The sequence below is a fragment of the Kocuria himachalensis genome, from assembly GCF_054784195.1.
This window is the reverse complement of sequence record NZ_BAAGPL010000002.1, coordinates 14196-32746: the sequence shown is the minus strand read 5'-3', so window position 1 is coordinate 32746 and position 18551 is coordinate 14196. Positions and strand designations below refer to the sequence as shown.

General features: G+C 71.6%; 18 protein-coding genes. 5 read left to right on the top strand and 13 right to left on the bottom strand.

Translation table 11 applies throughout. The features are described from left to right. Window positions 1-26 precede the first annotated feature (26 nt). The 4 genes from pstB to pstS all read right to left on the bottom strand — a co-directional run bounded on the left by pstB (window position 27) and on the right by pstS (window position 4236). Window positions 27-806, bottom strand: coding sequence for a phosphate ABC transporter ATP-binding protein PstB (gene pstB / locus ACYVM4_RS01385; RefSeq protein ID WP_368820856.1), 780 nt, complete (start codon window positions 804-806; stop codon window positions 27-29). A gap of 70 nt (window positions 807-876) precedes the next feature. Beyond that, on the bottom strand, window positions 877-2010 hold the full coding sequence (gene pstA, locus ACYVM4_RS01380; protein WP_368820857.1) for a phosphate ABC transporter permease PstA: 1134 nt from the start codon (window positions 2008-2010) through the stop codon (window positions 877-879). Then, complete coding sequence (gene pstC / locus ACYVM4_RS01375) at window positions 2010-2945, bottom strand: phosphate ABC transporter permease subunit PstC (RefSeq protein WP_368820858.1); 936 nt, start codon at window positions 2943-2945, stop codon at window positions 2010-2012. Before pstC ends, pstA begins: the two co-directional genes overlap by 1 nt. A 175-nt stretch (window positions 2946-3120) precedes the next feature. Then, a complete protein-coding gene (gene pstS, locus ACYVM4_RS01370) occupies window positions 3121-4236 on the bottom strand; it encodes a phosphate ABC transporter substrate-binding protein PstS (protein ID WP_460667412.1) in 1116 nt (371 codons plus the stop codon). A 301-nt stretch (window positions 4237-4537) separates the two neighbouring features. Between pstS and ACYVM4_RS01365 the strand changes: the two genes are divergently transcribed. Continuing rightward, on the top strand, window positions 4538-5686 hold the full coding sequence (locus ACYVM4_RS01365) for an FUSC family protein (RefSeq protein ID WP_460667411.1): 1149 nt from the start codon (window positions 4538-4540) through the stop codon (window positions 5684-5686). A 28-nt stretch (window positions 5687-5714) separates the two neighbouring features. Here the strand turns inward: ACYVM4_RS01365 and ACYVM4_RS01360 are convergent, their stop codons facing one another. From ACYVM4_RS01360 to arsB, 3 genes are all read right to left on the bottom strand, one after another. Beyond that, the gene (locus ACYVM4_RS01360; RefSeq protein WP_368820861.1) at window positions 5715-6167 is read right to left on the bottom strand and encodes an arsenate reductase ArsC; all 453 of its coding nucleotides are present in this window, start codon (window positions 6165-6167) and stop codon (window positions 5715-5717) included. Between the two features lie 48 nt (window positions 6168-6215). Next, window positions 6216-6647: an arsenate-mycothiol transferase ArsC gene (locus ACYVM4_RS01355; protein ID WP_368820862.1), complete on the bottom strand. Its 432-nt coding sequence runs from the start codon at window positions 6645-6647 to the stop codon at window positions 6216-6218. Between the two features lie 61 nt (window positions 6648-6708). Further along, on the bottom strand, window positions 6709-7800 hold the full coding sequence (gene arsB, locus ACYVM4_RS01350) for an ACR3 family arsenite efflux transporter (protein ID WP_460667410.1): 1092 nt from the start codon (window positions 7798-7800) through the stop codon (window positions 6709-6711). An 84-nt stretch (window positions 7801-7884) separates the two neighbouring features. Here arsB and ACYVM4_RS01345 point away from each other — a divergent pair, with 84 nt between their 5' ends. Genes ACYVM4_RS01345 through disA form a run of 3 tightly spaced genes read left to right on the top strand, consistent with a single transcriptional unit; the run spans window position 7885 to window position 10832 of the window. Continuing rightward, window positions 7885-8271, top strand: coding sequence for an ArsR/SmtB family transcription factor (locus tag ACYVM4_RS01345; RefSeq protein WP_368820864.1), 387 nt, complete (start codon window positions 7885-7887; stop codon window positions 8269-8271). Window positions 8272-8320: 49 nt separating this feature from the next. Further along, a complete protein-coding gene (gene radA / locus ACYVM4_RS01340; protein WP_460667409.1) occupies window positions 8321-9748 on the top strand; it encodes a DNA repair protein RadA in 1428 nt (475 codons plus the stop codon). A gap of 7 nt (window positions 9749-9755) precedes the next feature. Next, complete coding sequence (gene disA / locus ACYVM4_RS01335) at window positions 9756-10832, top strand: DNA integrity scanning diadenylate cyclase DisA (protein ID WP_368820866.1); 1077 nt, start codon at window positions 9756-9758, stop codon at window positions 10830-10832. 16 nt (window positions 10833-10848) lie between these two features. Here disA and ACYVM4_RS01330 read toward each other — a convergent pair whose 3' ends face one another. After that, the gene (locus tag ACYVM4_RS01330) at window positions 10849-11592 is read right to left on the bottom strand and encodes a hypothetical protein (protein WP_460667408.1); all 744 of its coding nucleotides are present in this window, start codon (window positions 11590-11592) and stop codon (window positions 10849-10851) included. A gap of 24 nt (window positions 11593-11616) precedes the next feature. Between ACYVM4_RS01330 and ACYVM4_RS01325 the strand changes: the two genes are divergently transcribed. Beyond that, on the top strand, window positions 11617-12594 hold the full coding sequence (locus ACYVM4_RS01325) for an HhH-GPD family protein (protein ID WP_460667407.1): 978 nt from the start codon (window positions 11617-11619) through the stop codon (window positions 12592-12594). Here the strand turns inward: ACYVM4_RS01325 and ACYVM4_RS01320 are convergent. The 5 genes from ACYVM4_RS01320 to lysS all read right to left on the bottom strand — a co-directional run bounded on the left by ACYVM4_RS01320 (window position 12578) and on the right by lysS (window position 18513). Beyond that, a complete protein-coding gene (locus ACYVM4_RS01320) occupies window positions 12578-13105 on the bottom strand; it encodes an amino-acid N-acetyltransferase (RefSeq protein ID WP_368820869.1) in 528 nt (175 codons plus the stop codon). The genes ACYVM4_RS01325 and ACYVM4_RS01320 overlap by 17 nt on opposite strands. Window positions 13106-13237: 132 nt before the next feature. Beyond that, window positions 13238-15802 carry an ATP-dependent Clp protease ATP-binding subunit gene (locus ACYVM4_RS01315; protein WP_368820870.1) on the bottom strand — a complete coding sequence of 855 codons (2565 nt, stop codon included), beginning with the start codon at window positions 15800-15802 and terminating at the stop codon, window positions 13238-13240. Window positions 15803-16102: 300 nt separating this feature from the next. Next, window positions 16103-16432, bottom strand: a complete 330-nt coding sequence (locus tag ACYVM4_RS01310) for a histone-like nucleoid-structuring protein Lsr2 (RefSeq protein WP_368820871.1) — start codon at window positions 16430-16432, stop codon at window positions 16103-16105. 260 nt (window positions 16433-16692) lie between these two features. After that, window positions 16693-16914 (bottom strand): hypothetical protein, encoded by a 222-nt coding sequence (locus ACYVM4_RS01305; protein WP_368820872.1) that lies wholly within the window; start codon window positions 16912-16914, stop codon window positions 16693-16695. A gap of 75 nt (window positions 16915-16989) precedes the next feature. Then, window positions 16990-18513, bottom strand: coding sequence for a lysine--tRNA ligase (lysS, locus tag ACYVM4_RS01300; RefSeq protein ID WP_368820873.1), 1524 nt, complete (start codon window positions 18511-18513; stop codon window positions 16990-16992). Window positions 18514-18551 lie beyond the last annotated feature (38 nt).

Here is an 18551-nt window from a genome sequence, read left to right as displayed (position 1 = left end):
GCGCCCGTCGTCGTGTGCGGGCCGGCTCAGCCGAAGCGGCCGGAGACGTAGTCCTCCGTCTGCTTCTCCCGGGGGTTGCTGAAGATCTCCGAGGTGGGGCCGTACTCGATGAGCTTGCCCGGCTTGCCGGTGCCCTGGATGTTGAAGAACGCGGTCCGGTCCGAGATGCGCGCGGCCTGCTGCATGTTGTGGGTCACGATCACCACGGTGTAGTCCTGCTTGAGCTCGTTGATCAGGTCCTCGATCGCCAGCGTGGAGATCGGGTCGAGGGCGGAGGCCGGCTCGTCCATGAGGATCACCTCGGGCTTCACCGCGATCGCCCGGGCGATGCACAGGCGCTGCTGCTGGCCGCCGGAGAGGCTCGAGCCCGGCTTGTCGAGGCGGTCCTTGACCTCGTTCCAGAGGTTCGCCCCTCGGAGCGAGCCCTCCGTGAGATCGTCGGCGTCACCGCGCGAGATCCGCTTGCTGTTGAGCTTCACCCCCGCGAGCACGTTGTCGCGGATGGACATGGTGGGGAACGGGTTGGGGCGCTGGAAGACCATCCCGATCATGGAGCGCACCACCACGGGGTCCACGCCGGGGCCGTAGAGGTCCTCCCCGTCGAGGAGCACCTGGCCCTCGGCGCGGGCGCCGGGAATGACCTCGTGCATGCGGTTGAGGGTGCGCAGGAAGGTCGACTTGCCGCAGCCGGACGGGCCGATGAACGCGGTCACCGACCGGGCGTCGATCCCCATGCTGACGTCCTCGACGGCCAGGAAGTCGCCGTAGTAGACATTGAGGTGGTCGACGTCGATTCGCTTGGACATGTGTGTTCCTTGCTTCTTTCTCGCAGGGGTGCGTGCGGGAGGTGCGTGCGGGAGCGGGGTGCGGCGCGCGTCAGCGGCCGGCTGCCTTGGGGGCGAACGCCCTCGCGACCAGCCGGGCGACGAGGTTGAGCAGCATCACGATCAGGATCAGCAGCAGCGCCGCGGCCCACGCGCGCTGCTGCGAGGGGTCGGGGCTCGTCGGGGACGTGGGCGTCATGATCTGGTAGTAGATGAACGTGGGTAGCGTGGTCATCCACCCGGAGAACGAGTTCCAGTTGATGGCGGTCGCGAAGCCGGCGGTCACGAGCAGCGGGGCGGTCTCCCCGATCACGCGGGCGATCGCCAGGGTCACGCCGGAGGCGATGCCGGAGATCGCGGTGGGGATCACCACCTTGAGGATCGTCCGCCACTTGCGCACGCCCAGGGCGTAGGCGGCCTCGCGCAGCTCGTTGGGGACGATCTTCAGCATCTCCTCGGTGTTCTTCACGACCGTGGGGATCATCAGCACGGTCAGCGCGACCGCCGCCACGAAGCCGAAGCGGGTGGACGGGCCGAACAGCAGGCCGAAGAGGGCCGCGGCGAACAGGCCCGCCACGATGGAGGGGATGCCCGTCATGACGTCCACGAAGAACGTGATGCCGCGCCCCAGCCAGCCGCCCCGCGAGTACTCCACGAGGTAGATGGCCGTCAGCAGGCCGATGGGGACCGACAGGAGGGTGGCCCAGAAGGTGATGGACACGGTGCCCACGATCGCGTGGTACGCGCCGCCCAGCACCGGGCCGTCCCCCGCGGCCGCGGCGTTGTCCGTGGCGCCGGTGACACCGTTCATGGACGTCAGCAGCAGGTTGGAGGTCAGTCCGGGGAGCCCGTTGGCGAGCACCGTCCAGACCACGGAGATCAGCGGGATCACCGCCAGGACGAACGCCGTGTAGACGAGGTAGGTCATCAGGGAGTCCGCGCCCTTGCGCCCGCCCTCGATCACCGAGACGACGACCGGCGCGGCGACCAGGAAGACCGCGGCGGCGAGGACGGCCCAGAGGGCCGTGGAGAAGCCCAGGAGGGCCGCGAGGGCGGCCCCCACCACGACGGCGCCGGCGCCGATCACGGGCACCAGCCACGCCGGCTTCTGGTTGCGGGTGAGCATCGACCGGCGGGGCGAGGAGGGACGCACGGGCGTGGGACTGCGGAAGGCGGTGGAGGACATCAGTTGGCTCCCGAGAATTCCTTGTAGCGGGCGACGATGGCGCGGGCGATCATGTTCACGACCAGGGTGATGACGAAGAGGATCAGGCCCGCGGCGATGAGCTCGGACAGACGCAGGCCGTAGGCCTCCGGGAAGTTGAGGGCGATCTCCGCCGCGATGGTCTGGTTGCCCGACTGCACGAGCGACGAGGTGAGCGGGCCGCTCGAGAGCACCAGGGCCACCGCCATGGTCTCACCCAGCGCGCGGCCGAGGGCGAGCATCACCGCGGAGACGATGCCCGGGCGGGCGAAGGGCAGCACCGTCATCCGGATCATCTCCCACCGGGTGGCGCCGAGGGCCAGCGCGGCCTCCTCGTGGAGCTTCGGGGTCTGCACGAACAGCTCCCGGGACATCGCGGTGATGATCGGCAGGATCATGATGGCCAGCACGATCCCGGCCGTGAGCATGGTCTTGCCGGTCTGGGACGCCGGGCCGCCGAAGATCGGCACGAACCCGAGGTTGGTCGACAGCCAGTCGTAGAAGGGCACCACGGAGGAGGCCAGGACCGTGGTGCCCCAGGCTCCGTAGATCACCGACGGGATCGCCGCCAGCAGGTCGATGACGTAGCCCACGGGCTTGGCGATCCGTGCCGGGGCGTAGTGGGAGATGTACAGGGCCACCAGCACGCCGATCGGGGTGGCGATCACCAGGGCGATCACGGCCGCGATGACCGTGCCGATGACCATCGGCCAGATGTAGGACCAGAAGCCGGCCCCGCCGGAGATCTCCTCGGCCGGGGCCTGGAAGGTGGGCAGCGCCTGCAGGAACAGGAACAGCGCCACGGCCGCCAGGACGGCGAGGATCAGCACGCCGGCCCCGAGGCTGAGCCCGGAGAAGATCGAGTCGCCCGCCTTGCCGCCGGCGGCGGTCTTCCTGGTGGTGACGGTGGTGGACATGTCGGGTGCCCCTTCGATTGCCTGACACGGATGGCGCCGGGACGGGGTGGTGCCCCGGCGCGTGGGTCCGGTGACGCGCCTCACGGGGAGGTCGCCCCACACACGAATGTCCCGTTCGGCGCGGGCACGGGCGGAAGTGCCCGGGCCCGCGCCGAACGGGACCAGCGGAACTGGATCAGCCGGCGACCGTGATCTGGTCGATCGCCTCCTGCGCGGCGGTGCGCAGGTTCTCGGACATGGGAGCGGAACCGGCGGCCTCGGCCGCCGCCTGCTGCCCCTCCTCGCTGATGACGTACTCGCCGAACGCCTTGGCGAGATCAGCGGTCTCCTGGGAATCGTACTGCGGGCAGAAGATCTCGTAGGACACGAGCACGATCGGGTAGGTCCCGGACTCGGTGGTGTCGCGCTCCAGGTCCATCGCCATGTCGTACTCGGCGCGGCCCTCGACCGGGGCGGAGTTCTCGACGGCGGCGGAGGCGGCCTCCGGGGAGTACTCCACGTACTCCTCGCCGACGCCCACGGCCACGGTGCCGAGGTCGCCCACGGCGGAGGCGTCCGCGTAGGTGATGGCGCCCTCGGTGGCGTTGGTGGACTGGACCACGCCGGCGGTGCCCTTGTTGTTCTCCGCGGCCCACTGGGACGGCCAGTTGCCGGAGACCTCCTCGGTCCACACCCCGGGGGCGGCCGCGGCCAGGTACTCCTGGAAGTTCTCGGTGGTGCCGGACTCGTCGTTGCGGTGCACCACGGTGATCGGGGTCTCGGGCAGGTCCGCCTCGGGGTTCTGCTCGGCGATCGCCGGGTCGTTCCACCGGGTGATCTCGCCGGTGAAGACCTGGGCGATGGTCTCGCCGTCCATGTTCACGGTGTCGACGCCGGGCAGGTTGAAGGCCACCGCGATCGGGGAGATGTAGGCCGGGACGTGGAAGCCGCCGTCGGGGCCGCAGATCTCCTTGGACGCCTCGTACTCCTCGTCGTCGAGGTACGCGTCGGAACCGGCGAAGTCCGTGCCGCCGGCGACGAAGGCCTCGCGGCCGGCGCCGGAGCCGTCCGGGGAGTACTGCACCGTGGCCTCGGGGTTGGTCTCCTGGAAGCCGTTCTGCCACGCGGTCATCGCGGCGTTCTGGGCGGACGAGCCCGTGCCGGTCAGCGTGCCGGAGACTCCGGCGCCGGCGGCGGAGGTCTCGGCGGAACCGGATCCCTCCCCCGTGGCGTTGTCGGAACCGCACGCGGTGAGTGCGAGCGAGCCGATGGCGAGAACGGCTGCAGAACGGCCGAGGTGGGAAACCTTCACTTGATAGCCCCTTCAGATCACGGTGGTGCCCCGTCGAGGGGCCGTCGTTCGAGGTGGCGCCGGCCGAGCTCCGGGCCGGCGCAAGAGGTGGATCTGCGGTCGACCCGCGGACCTCTCATCGAGAGACGCTAGGGAGCGCAGGTGGCCAGATTGACCCGTGAAGGTGAACGGAGGGTGAACACCGCCCGCCGCAGCCGTGCCGGAGTTGCACTTCTCACACCGCGCCCGCCCGTTCCCCGGCCCGGCCCGGGGCTCCGGCCCGCACGCCGGAGGCCTCCCGCAGCTCGCCTAGGATGGCCCCATGCAGCCAGGCAACCGTGCGCGAGCCGCGGCCCGCGCGGTGCGCAGCCGCACCCGGATCGGTCTCACCCGGGTCCGGACGGGCATGATCCAGAGCTTCCAGATCACGGTCGCCAGCGTCGGCGCCTACGTGATCGCCGAGCAGCTGCTGGGCCACTCGGGGCCCATCTTCGCGGCCACCGCCGCCCTCGTGGCCCTGGGCTTCGCGAAGGACGGGCTCCGCTACCGGCGGGTCCTCGAGGTCTCGATCGGCTGCACCCTCGGCATCGCCGTGGGCGACACGCTGATCCACGTCCTGGGCACGGGCGTGTGGCAGGCGGGCGTGGTCCTCATGACCTCGATCCTGCTCGCCCGCTTCCTGGACAACGGCACGCTGTTCACCACCCAGATGGGACTGCAGTCCGTGCTCGTGGTCCTGCTGCCGCCGTCCCAGGACGGGGTCTTCGCCCGTTCCACGGACGCGGTGGTGGGCGGGCTGTGCGCCCTGGCCATGGCCTACTTCGTGCCCACGGACCCGCGGAGCCAGCCGCGCCAGGGCCTGCGGGCGCTCGTCGACGAGTTCTCCGGGGTGCTCCGGGAGGCGAGCCGGGCCATGGAGGACTACGACGCCACCGCCGCCTGGCACGCCCTGGTGCGTGCCCGGCAGACCCAGCCGCTGGTGGACTCGGTGACGTCCGGGCTGAAGTCCGCCCTCGAGATCGCCACGGCCTCCCCGCTGTACCGCGGCCGCCGCGCGGAGATCGAGGGGATCGCCCACTCCATCCGCTACCTGGACCTCGCCGTGCGCAACGCCCGGGTCCTCGCGCGCCGCCTGGCCTCCGTGCTCAACCACGTGACGCTCTCGGACGAGGCCGTGGCCGCGATGAGCGACGCCCTCGAGGACCTCGCGGACGCCGTCGTCACCCTGGGCAACGCGCTCGCGGTGGCCTCCCCCGGGTCCCGGGAGAGCTATCTGCGCCAGGCCCGCAACGAGCTGGCGAACGTGGCCGGGCGCCTGCACCCCGGGCAGATGGGGGTGCGCACCATGGAGGGCGAGACCCTGGTGCTGGACATGCGCCCGATGGTCGTGGACCTGCTCGAGGCGGCCGGGATGACGCACGACGAGGCGCGCGCCCAGCTGCCCCGGCTCGAGGGCTGGGACCGCGCCTGACCACGTCCCGTCCCCCTCGACCGGCCCCTCACCCGGTGGTGCCGCCGGGCAGCAGCTCGGAGATCAGCTGCTGGATCCGGTCCCTGATGTCGTCGCGGATCGGGCGCACGGAATCCACGCCCTTGCCGGCCGGGTCCTCCAGCGCCCAGTCCTCGTACCGCTTGCCCGGGTAGAACGGGCACGCGTCGCCGCAGCCCATGGTGATGACCACGTCGGAGTCCTGCACGGCCTCGTCGGTGAGGACCTTGGGGGTCTCGGCGCTCATGTCGATGCCCTCCTCGGCCATCGCCTCCACGGCGGCCGGGTTCACGGCGTCCGCCGGGGCGGAGCCGGCCGAGCGCACCTCGATGCGCCCTGCGGAGAGGTGGGTCAGGTAGGCGGCGGCCATCTGGGAGCGCCCGGCGTTGTGCACGCACACGAACAGGACCGACGGCTTGTCCGTGGTCTCGGCGGGGGTCGCGGAAGTGGGCTCAGCAGTCATCGGGATGATCCGTTCCGTCGCAACGACAAGAGGGGGTGAGGGCGGCACTCAGGCGGGGTTGCCGTCGGTGAGTTCGGTGAACAGCTGCCGGACCCGGGCGTCGATGTCGTCGCGGACCAGGCGCATCCGCTCGGCGCCCTCGATGCCCCGGGTCGAGGGCTCGTCGGTGTGCCAGGTCTCGATGCTCCCGGCCATGCCCTCGACCGGCTCGACCGTCGCCTCGTCACCCAGCACCACGACCCGGTCCACGGTGCGCAGGAGCTGCGGGTCGATGGGCTTCGGCGTCCCGGAGGACATGTCGGCGCCGACCTCGGCGACGACCTCGGCGGACAGGGCGTTGATCCTGTTGCCGGGTCTGGTGCCGGCGGAGTGGACCTCCACGGCGCCCCGGGCGTGGAGGTCCATGAGGGCGGCGGCCATCTGGGACTTGCCGCCGTTCTTGGCGCACACGAACAGGACGGAGGGCGTGGTGCTGGTCATCGGGGCTCCTGGATCGGGGAGGGCGGGCGGTGACGGGTCCGGTGAGCGGGGCGGGGCCGGGTCAGCGGGTCGGGACGGTGCGGTCGCCGGGGAAGAGCATGCGCCCGGCCCACAGGGACACGTACACCAGGCCGACCAGGACCGGGACCTCGATGAGCGGGCCGACCACCCCGGCCAGGGCCTGTCCGGAGGTGACCCCGAACGTGCCGATGGCCACGGCGATGGCGAGCTCGAAGTTGTTGCCGGCGGCGGTGAACGCCACGGTGGTGGACTTCGCGTAGTCCAGTCCCAGTGCCCGGGATGCCAGCAGGGCCACGCCGAACATGAGGAAGAAGTAGACGACCAGGGGCAGGGCGATCCGGGCCACGTCCCAGGGGTTCGAGGTGATGGCGTCGCCCTGCAGGGCGAAGAGGAGCACGATGGTGAACAGCAGGCCGTGCAGGGCCCAGGGCCCCAGTCTCGGCAGGAACGTGCCCTCGTACCACTCCCGGCCCCTGGTCTTCTCGCCCAGGGTGCGGGTGAGGAACCCGGCCACCAGCGGGATGCCCAGGAACACCAGGACGCTCAGCACGATCGACCACACCGAGAACTCGGCCGAGGTGGTCGGCAGGCCCAGCCAGGCGGGCAGGACCTGGAGGTAGAACCAGCCCAGGGCGCCGAAGGCGACGACCTGGAAGACGGAGTTGATCGCCACCAGCACCGCGGCGGCCTCCCGGTCCCCGCAGGCGAGGTCGTTCCAGATGAGGACCATCGCGATGCAGCGGGCGAGGCCCACGATGATCAGCCCGGTCCGGTACTCCGGCAGGTCGGGCAGGAAGATCCAGGCCAGGGCGAACATCAGGGCCGGGCCCACGATCCAGTTCAGGGCCAGGGAGGCGCCCATGAGACGCCGGTCGGCGGCGATGCGGCGGGTCTCGTCGTAGCGGACCCTGGCCAGGACGGGGTACATCATCACCAGGAGCCCGATCGCGATGGGCACGGACACCTCCCCGATCCGCACGGCCTCGAGGGCGGTGTCCAGACCGGGGACGAAGCGTCCGAGGAGCAGACCGGCGACCATGGCGGCGACGATCCAGACGGGCAGCCAGCGGTCGAGGAAGGACAGGTCCTTCATCACCCCCTGGGAGGCGGCGGGGGCGGTGGTGGTGCTCATGGGCGGGAGGACCTCTTCACATCGACGGGCATCTATCCCGCACGATACGTGTCGCATCGACAGTCGTCAATGTAGGATGGGGGGATGACTCTCGCACCGGACCTCGACAGCACGGTCACCGCCCGGGCCGCCGGCCGGTGCTCCCCCGGCGCGCCGGCCACGGAGTGCTGCTCGCTCTCGGGCGGGCCCATGGGCCCCGACGACGCCCGGCGCGTGGCGGGACTGCTCAAGGCCCTGGCCGACCCCACCCGGCTGCGCCTGCTGTCCCACGTGGCCGCCCAGGGCTGCGACACCGTGTGCGTGTGCAGCCTCACCGACGACCTCGGCATCAGCCAGCCCACGGTCAGCCACCACATGAAGAAGCTCGTCGACGCCGGGCTGCTCACCCGCGAGCAGCGGGGCAAGTGGGCGCACTACTCCGTGGTGCCCGAGGCGTTCGCGGACCTGCGCGCCTTCCTCGACCTGGGCTGAGCCGGCCGCGGCGCTTGGGGCGTCCGACGCGGCGGCTAGCCTGGACGCCATGAGCACCCGCACCCGCCGCAACTCCCCCGCCTACCGCTGCACCGAGTGCGGCTGGAGCACGGCCAAGTGGGTGGGCCGGTGCGGGGAGTGCCAGGCGTGGGGCACGGTCGAGGAGATCGGCGAGCACAAGGCCCGCACCACGGCCGCCCGGTCGATCGCCGAGCCCGCCCGCCCCATCGCCCAGGTGGACGCCACCGTGGCGGCCTCGGCGCCCACCGGGGTGCCCGAGCTGGACCGGGTCCTCGGCGGCGGGCTGGTCCCCGGCGCGGTCGTGCTGATGGCGGGCGAGCCCGGGGTCGGGAAGTCGACGCTGCTGCTCGACGTCGCCGCGCGCTTCGCGGAGGGCACGGGCGAGGGCACCCGCGACGTCCTCTACGTCACGGGCGAGGAGTCCGCGGCGCAGGTGAAGCTGCGCGCGGACCGGATCGACGCCGTGGCCCCCACCCTGTACCTCACCGCCGAGACGGACCTGGCCACGGCGCTGGGCCACATCGAGAAGATCTCCCCCCGCCTGCTCGTGGTCGACTCCGTGCAGACGCTGGCCAGCGCCGAGGTCGAGGGCTCCGCGGGCGGGGTGACGCAGGTCCGCGAGGTCGCCGCCTCCCTGATCGCCGCGGCCAAGAAGCGGAACATGACCACGCTGCTCGTGGGCCACGTGACCAAGGACGGCTCCATCGCCGGGCCCCGGCTGCTCGAGCACCTCGTGGACGTCGTGTGCCAGTTCGAGGGCGAGAAGCACTCCCGGATCCGGTTGCTGCGGGCGGTGAAGAACCGCTACGGCCCCACGGACGAGGTCGGCTGCTTCGACCTCACCGAGACCGGGATCACGAGCGTGGAGGATCCCTCGGGCCTGTTCGTCTCCCGCACGGCCCTGCCGGTCTCCGGCACGTGCCTCACGGTGACCCTCGAGGGCCGCCGGCCGCTCCTCGCCGAGGTGCAGGCGCTGCTGGACCGTTCCTCCACCGCCCAGCCCCGGCGGGCCACCGCCGGCCTGGACTCCTCGAGGGTCGCCATGCTGCTCGCCGTCCTGCAGCGGCGGGCCGGCGTGAACCTGGCCGGGCTGGACTGCTACGTCTCCACGGTCGGCGGCGTGAAGCTCACCGAACCGTCCACCGACCTCGCCGTGGCCATGGCGCTGGCCTCGGCCGCGCAGGACCGGCCCCTGCCGCAGCGCCTGGTGTGCTTCGGGGAGGTGGGGCTGGCCGGCGAGGTGCGGCCCGTCCCGGGCATCGGGCGCCGCATCCAGGAGGTCGCCCGGCTGGGCTTCACCCACGCGGTCGTGCCCGCGAGCCCCACCGGGCCGGGCCCGGTCCCGGCGGGCTTCACGGTCCGGGAGGTGACGACCATCAGCGACGCCATGGAGCTGCTCTTCCCCCGGTCCGCCGCCGCGCCCGCCCGGAAACGGCAGACCGCCGCGGCCGTATGATGTGACCGTGGCGAAGACCCCTGAGAACGCACTGCGCAAGACGCTGGCCCGCATCGCGCCCGGCACCGAGCTGCGCACCGGTCTCGAGCGGATCCTGCGCGGACGCACGGGCGGGCTGATCGTGCTCGGCTTCGACCGGTCGGTCGAGGCCATCTGCTCCGGCGGCTTCGACATCGACACCGACTGCTCCGCCCCCAAGCTGCGGGAGCTGGCCAAGATGGACGGCGCCATCATCTGCGACCGGGACGCCACCCGCATCCTCAAGGCCGGGGTCCAGCTCGTGCCCGACCCCTCGATCGGCACCACGGAGTCCGGCACCCGGCACCGGTCCGCGGAGCGCACCGCCAAGGAGACCGGGGTGCCGGTGATCTCCGTGAGCCAGTCCATGAGCGTCATCACGATCTACGTGGGCGAGACCCGCTATGCCATCGAGGGCTCCCAGTCGATCATGGCCCGCGCCAACCAGGCCCTGCAGACCCTCGAGCACTACAGCCACCGGATGGAGCAGGTGCTCGGCGCCCTCTCCTCGCTCGAGATCGAGGCGTCCGTGACGGTGCGGGACGTCGCCCTGACCCTCCAGCGCATGGAGATGGTCCGGCGGATCTCCTCGGAGATCGGCTGGTACGTGCTCGAGCTCGGCGTGGACGGGCGGCTCATCGCCCTGCAGCTCGAGGAGCTCACGGCGGGCACCGGCCCGGGGCCGGACGTGGTGCTGCGCGACTACCTGCCCGACAACACCCCCGCGGAGGGCATCGAGGAGGGGCTGGGACGTCTCGCCGAGCTCAACCCCACGGAGCTCATCGACCTGCAGCGGATCGCGGTGTCGGTGGGGCTCCTCGAGCCGCAGGGCAGCCTCGAGACGGACCTGCACCCGCACGGCTACCGGCTGCTGGAGGGCATCAAGTCCATGCCGCGGGCGGTGGCCAACCGGCTCGTGCGCCAGTTCGACGGCCTGCAGTCCCTGATGGCCGCCAACCTCGAGGACCTCAAGGCGGTCGAGGGCATCGGCGAGCAGCGGGCCCGCACGGTGCGCGAGTCCCTCTCCCGGATGGCCGAGACCAGCCTGCTCGAACGCTTCATGTGAGCCGCGCGCGGCGCGCTCACTCCAGGACGAACGACACGGGCTCCGCGGTGCGCTCCCCGAGGGAGGTCACCAGGCGGTAGTAGCCGGCCTGGGCCTCGCCGCCCGCCTCCGCACAGCCCTCGGCGGTGCGCAGGCGGTTCCACGTCAGCCGGGCGCTTCGCTCCTGCCCGGGTTCGATCGTCACCTCCGCGTCCTCGGAGCCGGCCTGGCAGTGCCTGCTGTCGAAGACGGTGTCCGCCCCCGAGCTCACCTCGTAGACCATCCGGGACGTGCCCGCGTTGACGCGGCAAGGGTCCTCCCCCGTGTTCTCCAGGGTCAGCACGAGGACCGGCTCCGCGTCCTCGGGGTAGCTCTCCCGGTCCGTGGACGCCCGCACGGCGAGGTCGGGCCCGCACTCCTCGACCGGGCCCTCCGTGGCGGCCGCGGACGGCGACGCGGACGCCGACGCGCTCTCGTCCGGCCGCGGCGTGAAGTCCGCGAAGGGCTCCACCGAGGCCGCGGCGGCCGAGGCCGTGGCCTCGTCCGGGGCCGGGGCCCCGTCCGTCTCCTCGGGAGCCAGCATGCCGGCGACGGCCGAGACCAGCCCCACGGCCACGAGCAGGAGCAGGACACCGGCCGCGAGGGCCGCCACGAGCCGGCGGCGCCGGTACACCTCGGGGCTCAGGCGCCGGGTCCCGGGGTCGCGGGGAGCTCGTCCGTCGTCGTCGTAACCGTTCCCCGACCGTCCGTGGGGGGTGCTCCCGGAACCCTTCTGCGCCATCCCCCCAGGCTACAGTGGACTCCGATGAGCTCCCCGCACCCTGCCCCGCCGGCCGCCGCGGACCCCGGCCTGCCGGGCCTGCACCGGGCCGTGACCGACTGGTTCGACGACGCCGCCCGGGACCTGCCGTGGCGGGACCCTGCCTGCTCGCCGTGGGGGGTCATGGTCAGCGAGTTCATGCTCCAGCAGACGCCCGTGGTGCGCGTGCTGCCCGTGTGGCGGGCCTGGATGCAGCGCTGGCCGCGGCCCGCGGACCTCGCGGCCGAGAGCACCGGCGAGGCCGTGCGCGCGTGGGGCCGGCTCGGCTATCCGCGGCGGGCCCTGCGGCTGCACGCGGCCGCCGTCCGGATCACCGAGCACCACGCCGGCCGGGTGCCGGCCGAGCACGAGCAGCTGCTGGCCCTGCCCGGCGTGGGCGCCTACACGGCCGCCGCGATCGCGGTCTTCGCCTTCGGGGACCGGCAGACCGTGGTGGACACGAACATCCGCCGCGTGCACGCCCGGGTGGTCACGGGGCGGGCCCTGCCCTCGCGGTCGCTGACGGCCGCGGAGCTGCGGCTCGCGGAGGAGCTGATGCCCGCCGAGGACGCCCTGGCCGTGCGCTGGAACCAGGCGGTCATGGAGCTCGGAGCCCTCGTCTGCACGGCCCGCTCCCCCCGGTGCGAGCAGTGCCCGGTGCGGGACGCGTGCGCGTGGGTCGCCGCGGGCCGCCCCGAGCCCGTCGAGGCGCCCCGGGGTCAGAGCTGGCACGGCACGGACCGCCAGGTCCGCGGGGCGATCATGGCGGTGCTGCGGGCCGGGACCGCGCCGGTGCCGGCCCGCCACCTCACGGGACCGGTGGACGTCGCGACGGGCGCAGGCATGCCGCCGGAGGCGCTGCGGGCCCTGGACGCGCTGCACGGGCTGGGCGCCCCGGAGGAGCAGCGACTGCGCGCCCTGGACGGGCTGATGCGGGACGGGCTGGCCGTCGCCGGACCGGCCGGGGTCAGCCTTCCGGGCTGAGCTCGAGCAGCATCCGGGTGTTGCCGAGGGTGTTCGGCTTCACGCGGGCCAGGTCGAGGTACTCGGCCACGCCCTCGTCGTGCGAGCGCAGCAGCTCGGCGAACACGTCGGGGTGCACCTGGTTCTGGTTGGGCATGACCTCGAAGCCGTACCTGCTGAAGAAGTCGACCTCGAAGGTCAGGCAGAACACGCGCGAGACCCCCACGGCACGGGCCCGCTCGATCAGCCCGGCCAGCAGCGTGCGCCCCACCCCCCGGCCCCGCCACTCGTCGGAGGTGGCCAGGGTCCGGACCTCGCCCAGGTCCTCCCACATCACGTGCAGGGCGCCGCAGCCGATGAGGCCGGCCTCCTCGTCGCCGACCGCCTCCACCACCAGGAACTCCTGGATGCCCTCGTAGTAGGCGACCGTGTCCTTGTTGATCAGCACCCCGGCGCGCGCCAGCGGTGCCACGAGGTCCTTGATGGCGGGGACGTCGGAGGTGCGGGCGGGTCGCAGGCGAAGGTCGGTCACGCCCCCAAGTGTACGCTTGCGAACTCGGCCGCCCCGCGCGGGTTACCCTCCGCGACCGTCCCCACTTGGGCGGACGCCGAAGGGCCCGCCGCGCGGGTGCGCGGCGGGCCCTCCGGCGGGCGTCAGTCGGACTCAGCCCTCGGCGCGGTTCTCACCGTCGCCGCGGGAGACGTCGACGTCCTCCAGGCCGCCCATCGGGTCGACCATGCCGTCGCCCGTGAGGTCGGACATCGGGGTGGAGGAGAAGACGAGCTTCTCCGCGTCGCCCTCGCCCTCGGTGTCCACGAAGATCTTCTCCCCGGTGCTGATCTCCCCGAAGAGGATCTTCTCGGAGAGCTGGTCCTCGATCTCCCGCTGCATGGTGCGGCGCAGCGGACGGGCGCCCATGGACGGGTCGTAGCCCTTGCGGCTGACCCACCGCTTCGCGGAGTCGGAGAGCTCGATCGACATCCCCTGGTCGCGCAGCCGCTCCTGCAGCCGGGCCACGAACAGGTCCACGATCTGCACGATCTCGGTCTCCGTGAGCTGCGGGAAGACGATGATCTCGTCCACGCGGTTGAGGAACTCGGGCCGGAAGTGCTCCTTGAGCTCGTCCTGCACCTTCGCCTGCATGCGCTCGTAGTTGGACGCGGGGTCCACACCGGTCTGGAACCCGACGGGGACGGCACGGGAGATGTCCTTGGTGCCCAGGTTCGTGGTCATGATGATCACGGTGTTCTTGAAGTCCACCACGCGGCCCTGCGAGTCGGTCAGGCGCCCGTCCTCGAGGATCTGCAGCAGCGAGTTGAACAGGTCCTGGTGCGCCTTCTCGACCTCGTCGAAGAGCACCACCGAGAACGGCTTGCGGCGCACCTTCTCGGTGAGCTGCCCGCCCTCCTCGTAGCCCACGTAGCCCGGAGGGGCGCCGAAGAGCCGGGAGACCGTGTGCTTCTCCTGGTACTCGGACATGTCCAGGGTGATGAGGGCGTCCTCGTCCCCGAACAGGAACTCCGCCAGTGCCTTCGCGAGCTCGGTCTTGCCCACGCCCGTGGGCCCGGCGAAGATGAACGACCCGCCCGGCCGCTTGGGGTCCTTGAGGCCCGCGCGGGTGCGGCGCATCGACCGGGAGAGCGCCTTGATGGCGTCGTCCTGGCCGATGATGCGCTTGTGCAGCTCGTCCTCCATGTGCAGGAGACGGCCCGTCTCCTCCTCGGTGAGCTTGTAGACCGGCACGCCCGTGGAGGCGGAGAGGACGTCGGAGATGACCTCGGGGGTCACCTCGGCGAGCTCGTCGCCGCCCTCGCGCCAGGCACGGTCCTTGTCGTCCCGCTCGGCGATGAGCTTCTGCTCCGTGTCGCGCAGCGAGGCGGCCTTCTCGTAGTCCTGGCCGTCGATCGCGGCCTCCTTGAGGCGCTTGACCTCGACGATCCGGTCGTCGAGCTCCTTGATCTCCGGCGGGGCGGTCATCCGCTTGATGCGCAGCCGCGCGCCGGCCTCGTCGATCAGGTCGATGGCCTTGTCCGGCAGGAACCGGTCGGAGATGTACCGGGCGCCGAGGTGCACGGCCGCCTCGAGGGCCTCGTCGGAGATGGAGACGCGGTGGTGCGCCTCGTACTTGTCGCGCAGGCCCTTGAGGATCTCGATGGCGTGCGCCTCGGAGGGCTCGTCCACCTGGATCGGCTGGAAGCGGCGCTCGAGGGCCGCGTCCTTCTCGATGTGCTTGCGGTACTCGTCGAGGGTCGTGGCGCCGATGGTCTGCAGCTCGCCACGGGCCAGCATGGGCTTCAGGATCGAGGCGGCGTCGATGGCGCCCTCGGCCGCGCCGGCGCCCACGAGGGTGTGGATCTCGTCGATGAACAGGATGATGTCCCCGCGGGTGCGGATCTCCTTGAGCACCTTCTTGAGCCGCTCCTCGAAGTCGCCGCGGTAGCGGGAGCCCGCCACGAGGGACCCGAGGTCCAGGGTGTACAGGTGCTTGTCCTTGAGCGTCTCCGGGACGTCGCCGCGCACGATGGCCTGGGCGAGGCCCTCGACCACCGCGGTCTTGCCGACGCCGGGCTCGCCGATCAGCACCGGGTTGTTCTTGGTGCGGCGGGAGAGGATCTGCATGACCCGCTCCATCTCGCGGAACCGCCCGATGACGGGGTCCAGCTTGCCCTCGCGGGCGGCCGCGGTGAGGTTGCGGCCGAACTGGTCCAGGACGGCGGAGCCCGCGGGCGTGCCCTCCGACTGACCGGCCGAGCGCACGCCAGCGCCCTCCTTCTCCGGGGTGCCCCCGCCCTGGTAGCCGGAGATCAGCTCCAGCACGGTGGAGCGCACCTTCTGGGGCTCCGCGCCGAGCTTGGTCAGCACCTGCGCGGCCACGCCCTCGCCCGCGCGGATGATGCCCAGCAGGATGTGCTCGGTGCCGATGTAGTTGTGGCCGAGCTGCAGTGCCTCGCGCAGCGAGAGCTCGAGGACCTTCTTGGCCCGCGGCGTGAAGGGGATGTGCCCGGACGGGGCCTGCTGGCCCGGTCCGATGATGTCCTGGACCTGCTCACGGGCGCCGGTGAGGGTGATGCCCATCGAGTCGAGCGCCTTCGCGGCCACTCCCTCGCCCTCGTGGATCAGCCCGAGCAGCAGGTGCTCGGTGCCGATGTAGTTGTGGTTGAGCATCCTGGCCTCTTCCTGGGCCAGCACCACGACCCGGCGGGCGCGGTCGGTGAAGCGTTCGAACATGGATACTCCTCAGTCGATGTCTGCACCCGATGCTACGCACCCGCGGGGGTGATCGGGTGGCTGTTCGCCACCGGCGAGAAGACCGGGAGGCCGGGGAGCGGACGGTTCCCGGAACGGTCCACGACAATAGCCGCTGTTCGCGTCCGCGGCGGCAAAGGCACAGGTCATCAAAAGAATGGGAGCGGAATACGGTCCCGGACCCGTTCGCGGGCAATAGGGGCCCGCCCCGGCGGGCGTAAAAGAAAGGAGGGACCGGCGGACCGGTCCCTCCTCTATTGTGCTGAGCTCGAGCACGCGCTCCTATTTGTGGGCGTCGTAGTACGCCTTCTGCACGTCCTGGTGAATTCGGCCGCGGTCGGAGACGGCGTGGCCGTTCTCCCGGGCCCACTGCCGGATGGCGGCGGTGTCCGGGTTGGACTTCCCGGTGGGACGGGCCTGCTTGGGCGCCTGCTTGCTCTGGGCGCGCCGCGCCTTGGCGATGAACGGCCGCACGGCGTCCCGCAGCTTGGCGGCGTTGCTCTCGGAGAGGTCGATCTCGTACTGCGCGCCGTCGAGGCCGAAGCGCACGGTCTCCTCCGCGGGACCGCCGTCGAGGTCGTCCTCGAGAATGATCTGCACGGTCTGTGCCATAACTGAAACTCTCCTCCGCCTCTCGGCGCTCGTCTTCCCCCGGCCGCGCCGAGAGCGGCGCGTTCCGAGTCGGTGCTGATTCCCCCGTGTCAAACCGGATGATCCGGATCATGAATTCCGGCGGACACCGGGAACCCGCGCTCCCGGCGTCGTCGAGTTTATCCTACAATTCGGGAGCGGAATTCAACAGCACGAAAAGGCGGACAAACGGGCGCGAATTCCAATTCAACGGAAAGACCGGGGCGGCAGGAGGCAGGGGCTCAGCGTCCCGTTCCGCGGTCGCGGCCGGGGCGCGGCGACCGGCCGAACGGCAGGTCCTCGCCGTCGCGCTGCTTGAGCTGCTCGTACCAGCGCTCGGCGTCCTCCTGGGAGCGGGCCTCGACGGCGCGCTCCGTGCGGTCGCCGCGGAAGATCCAGCGGAGGATGAACCAGAAGATGATGCCGATGCTGATCGAGGGCAGCAGGACAGCGATGTATTCCATGGGTGCGATTCTCCCGGGGGGATCTGGGCGGAGGCTGGGGACGGCGCGGGGCCGCGGCACGGCCGCGGCCCCTGCTCAGTCCTGCTCCGGCTTCATGAGGGGGAACAGGATGGTCTCCCGGATCCCCAGGTCGGTGAAGAGCATGATGAGCCGGTCCAGGCCCAGGCCCAGTCCGCCCATCGGCGGGGCGCCGTGCTCGAGGGCGCGCAGGAAGTCCTCGTCCAGCCGCATGGCCTCGTCGTCGCCGGCCGCGGCCCGGTGGGACTGCTCGGTGAGCCGCTCGCGCTGGACCACGGGGTCGATCAGCTCGGAGAACGCCGTGCCGCGCTCCATCCCGCCGATGATCAGGTCCCACGCCTCGATCAGGCCGTGCTCGGAGCGGTGCTGGCGGGCGAGCGGCTGCGCCGAGGGCGGGTAGTCGCACACGAAGGTCGGCTGGACCAGGGTGGGCTCCACGATCTCGCCGAACAGCTCGAGCACGTACTTCTCCGCGTCCCACATCGGTCCGACGGGGACCTCGTGCTCCTCGGCGATCCGGTGCAGGGTCTCCACCGGGGTCTCCGGGGTGATCCGCTGCCCCACGGCCTCGGACAGGGCCGGGTAGACGGACAGCCAGCGCCACTCCCCGCGCAGGTCGATCGTGCCCTTCTCCGTCTCGATCGTGTCGACGCCCAGGGCGTCGGCGCACGCGAGGATGATCTCCTTGATCCGCTCGGCCATCGTGAACTGGTCGGCGTAGGCCTCGTAGGCCTCCAGGGTGGTGAACTCGGGGCTGTGCGAGGAGTCGACGCCCTCGTTGCGGAAGACCCGGCCGATCTCGAAGACCCGCTCGATCCCGCCGACCACGGCGCGCTTGAGGTAGAGCTCCGTGGCGATGCGCAGGGTCATGTCCTGGTCGAACGCGTTGAGGTGGGTCTCGAACGGCCGGGCCGTGGCGCCGCCGTGCACGAGCTGCAGGATCGGCGTCTCGATCTCCACGTAGCCGCGCTCGACGAGGACGTTGCGCACCGTCTGGATGATCCGGGCCCGCTGCACGACGACGTCGCGGGCCTCCGGCCGGACGATGAGGTCGAGGTAGCGCCGGCGCACCCGGGTCTCCTCGTTGAGCTCGTTGTGCAGCGTGGGCAGGGGCCGGATCGCCTTCGACGCCATGGACCAGGCGTCGGCCATCACCGAGAGCTCGCCGCGGCGGGAGGCGACGACCTCACCGTGCACGGCCACGAAGTCGCCGAGGTCCACGAGGGACTTCCACTCCGCCAGGGAGTCCTCCCCCACCTCGGCCCGGGAGAGCATGACCTGCAGGCGGGTGCCGTCCCCCTCCTGGAGGGTGGCGAAGCACAGCTTGCCGGTGTTGCGCACGAAGACCACGCGCCCGGCCACGCCGACGAACTGCCCGGTCTCCTCGCCGGGCTCGAGGTGGCCGTGGGCCTCCCGCACCTCCGCGAGGGTGTGCGTGCGCTCCACGCCCACGGGGTAGGCCTCCCGGCCCGACTCGAGGAGCCGGGCGCGCTTGGCGAGCCGGAACTGCATCTGGTCCGAGAGATCGGCCTGCTCGGCCTCGTCCTGGGCGGTCGGGGAGGTGTTCTGCGCGTTGGTCACAGTTGTCCAGGATAACGGGGAGGGTCAAATCCCGGCCC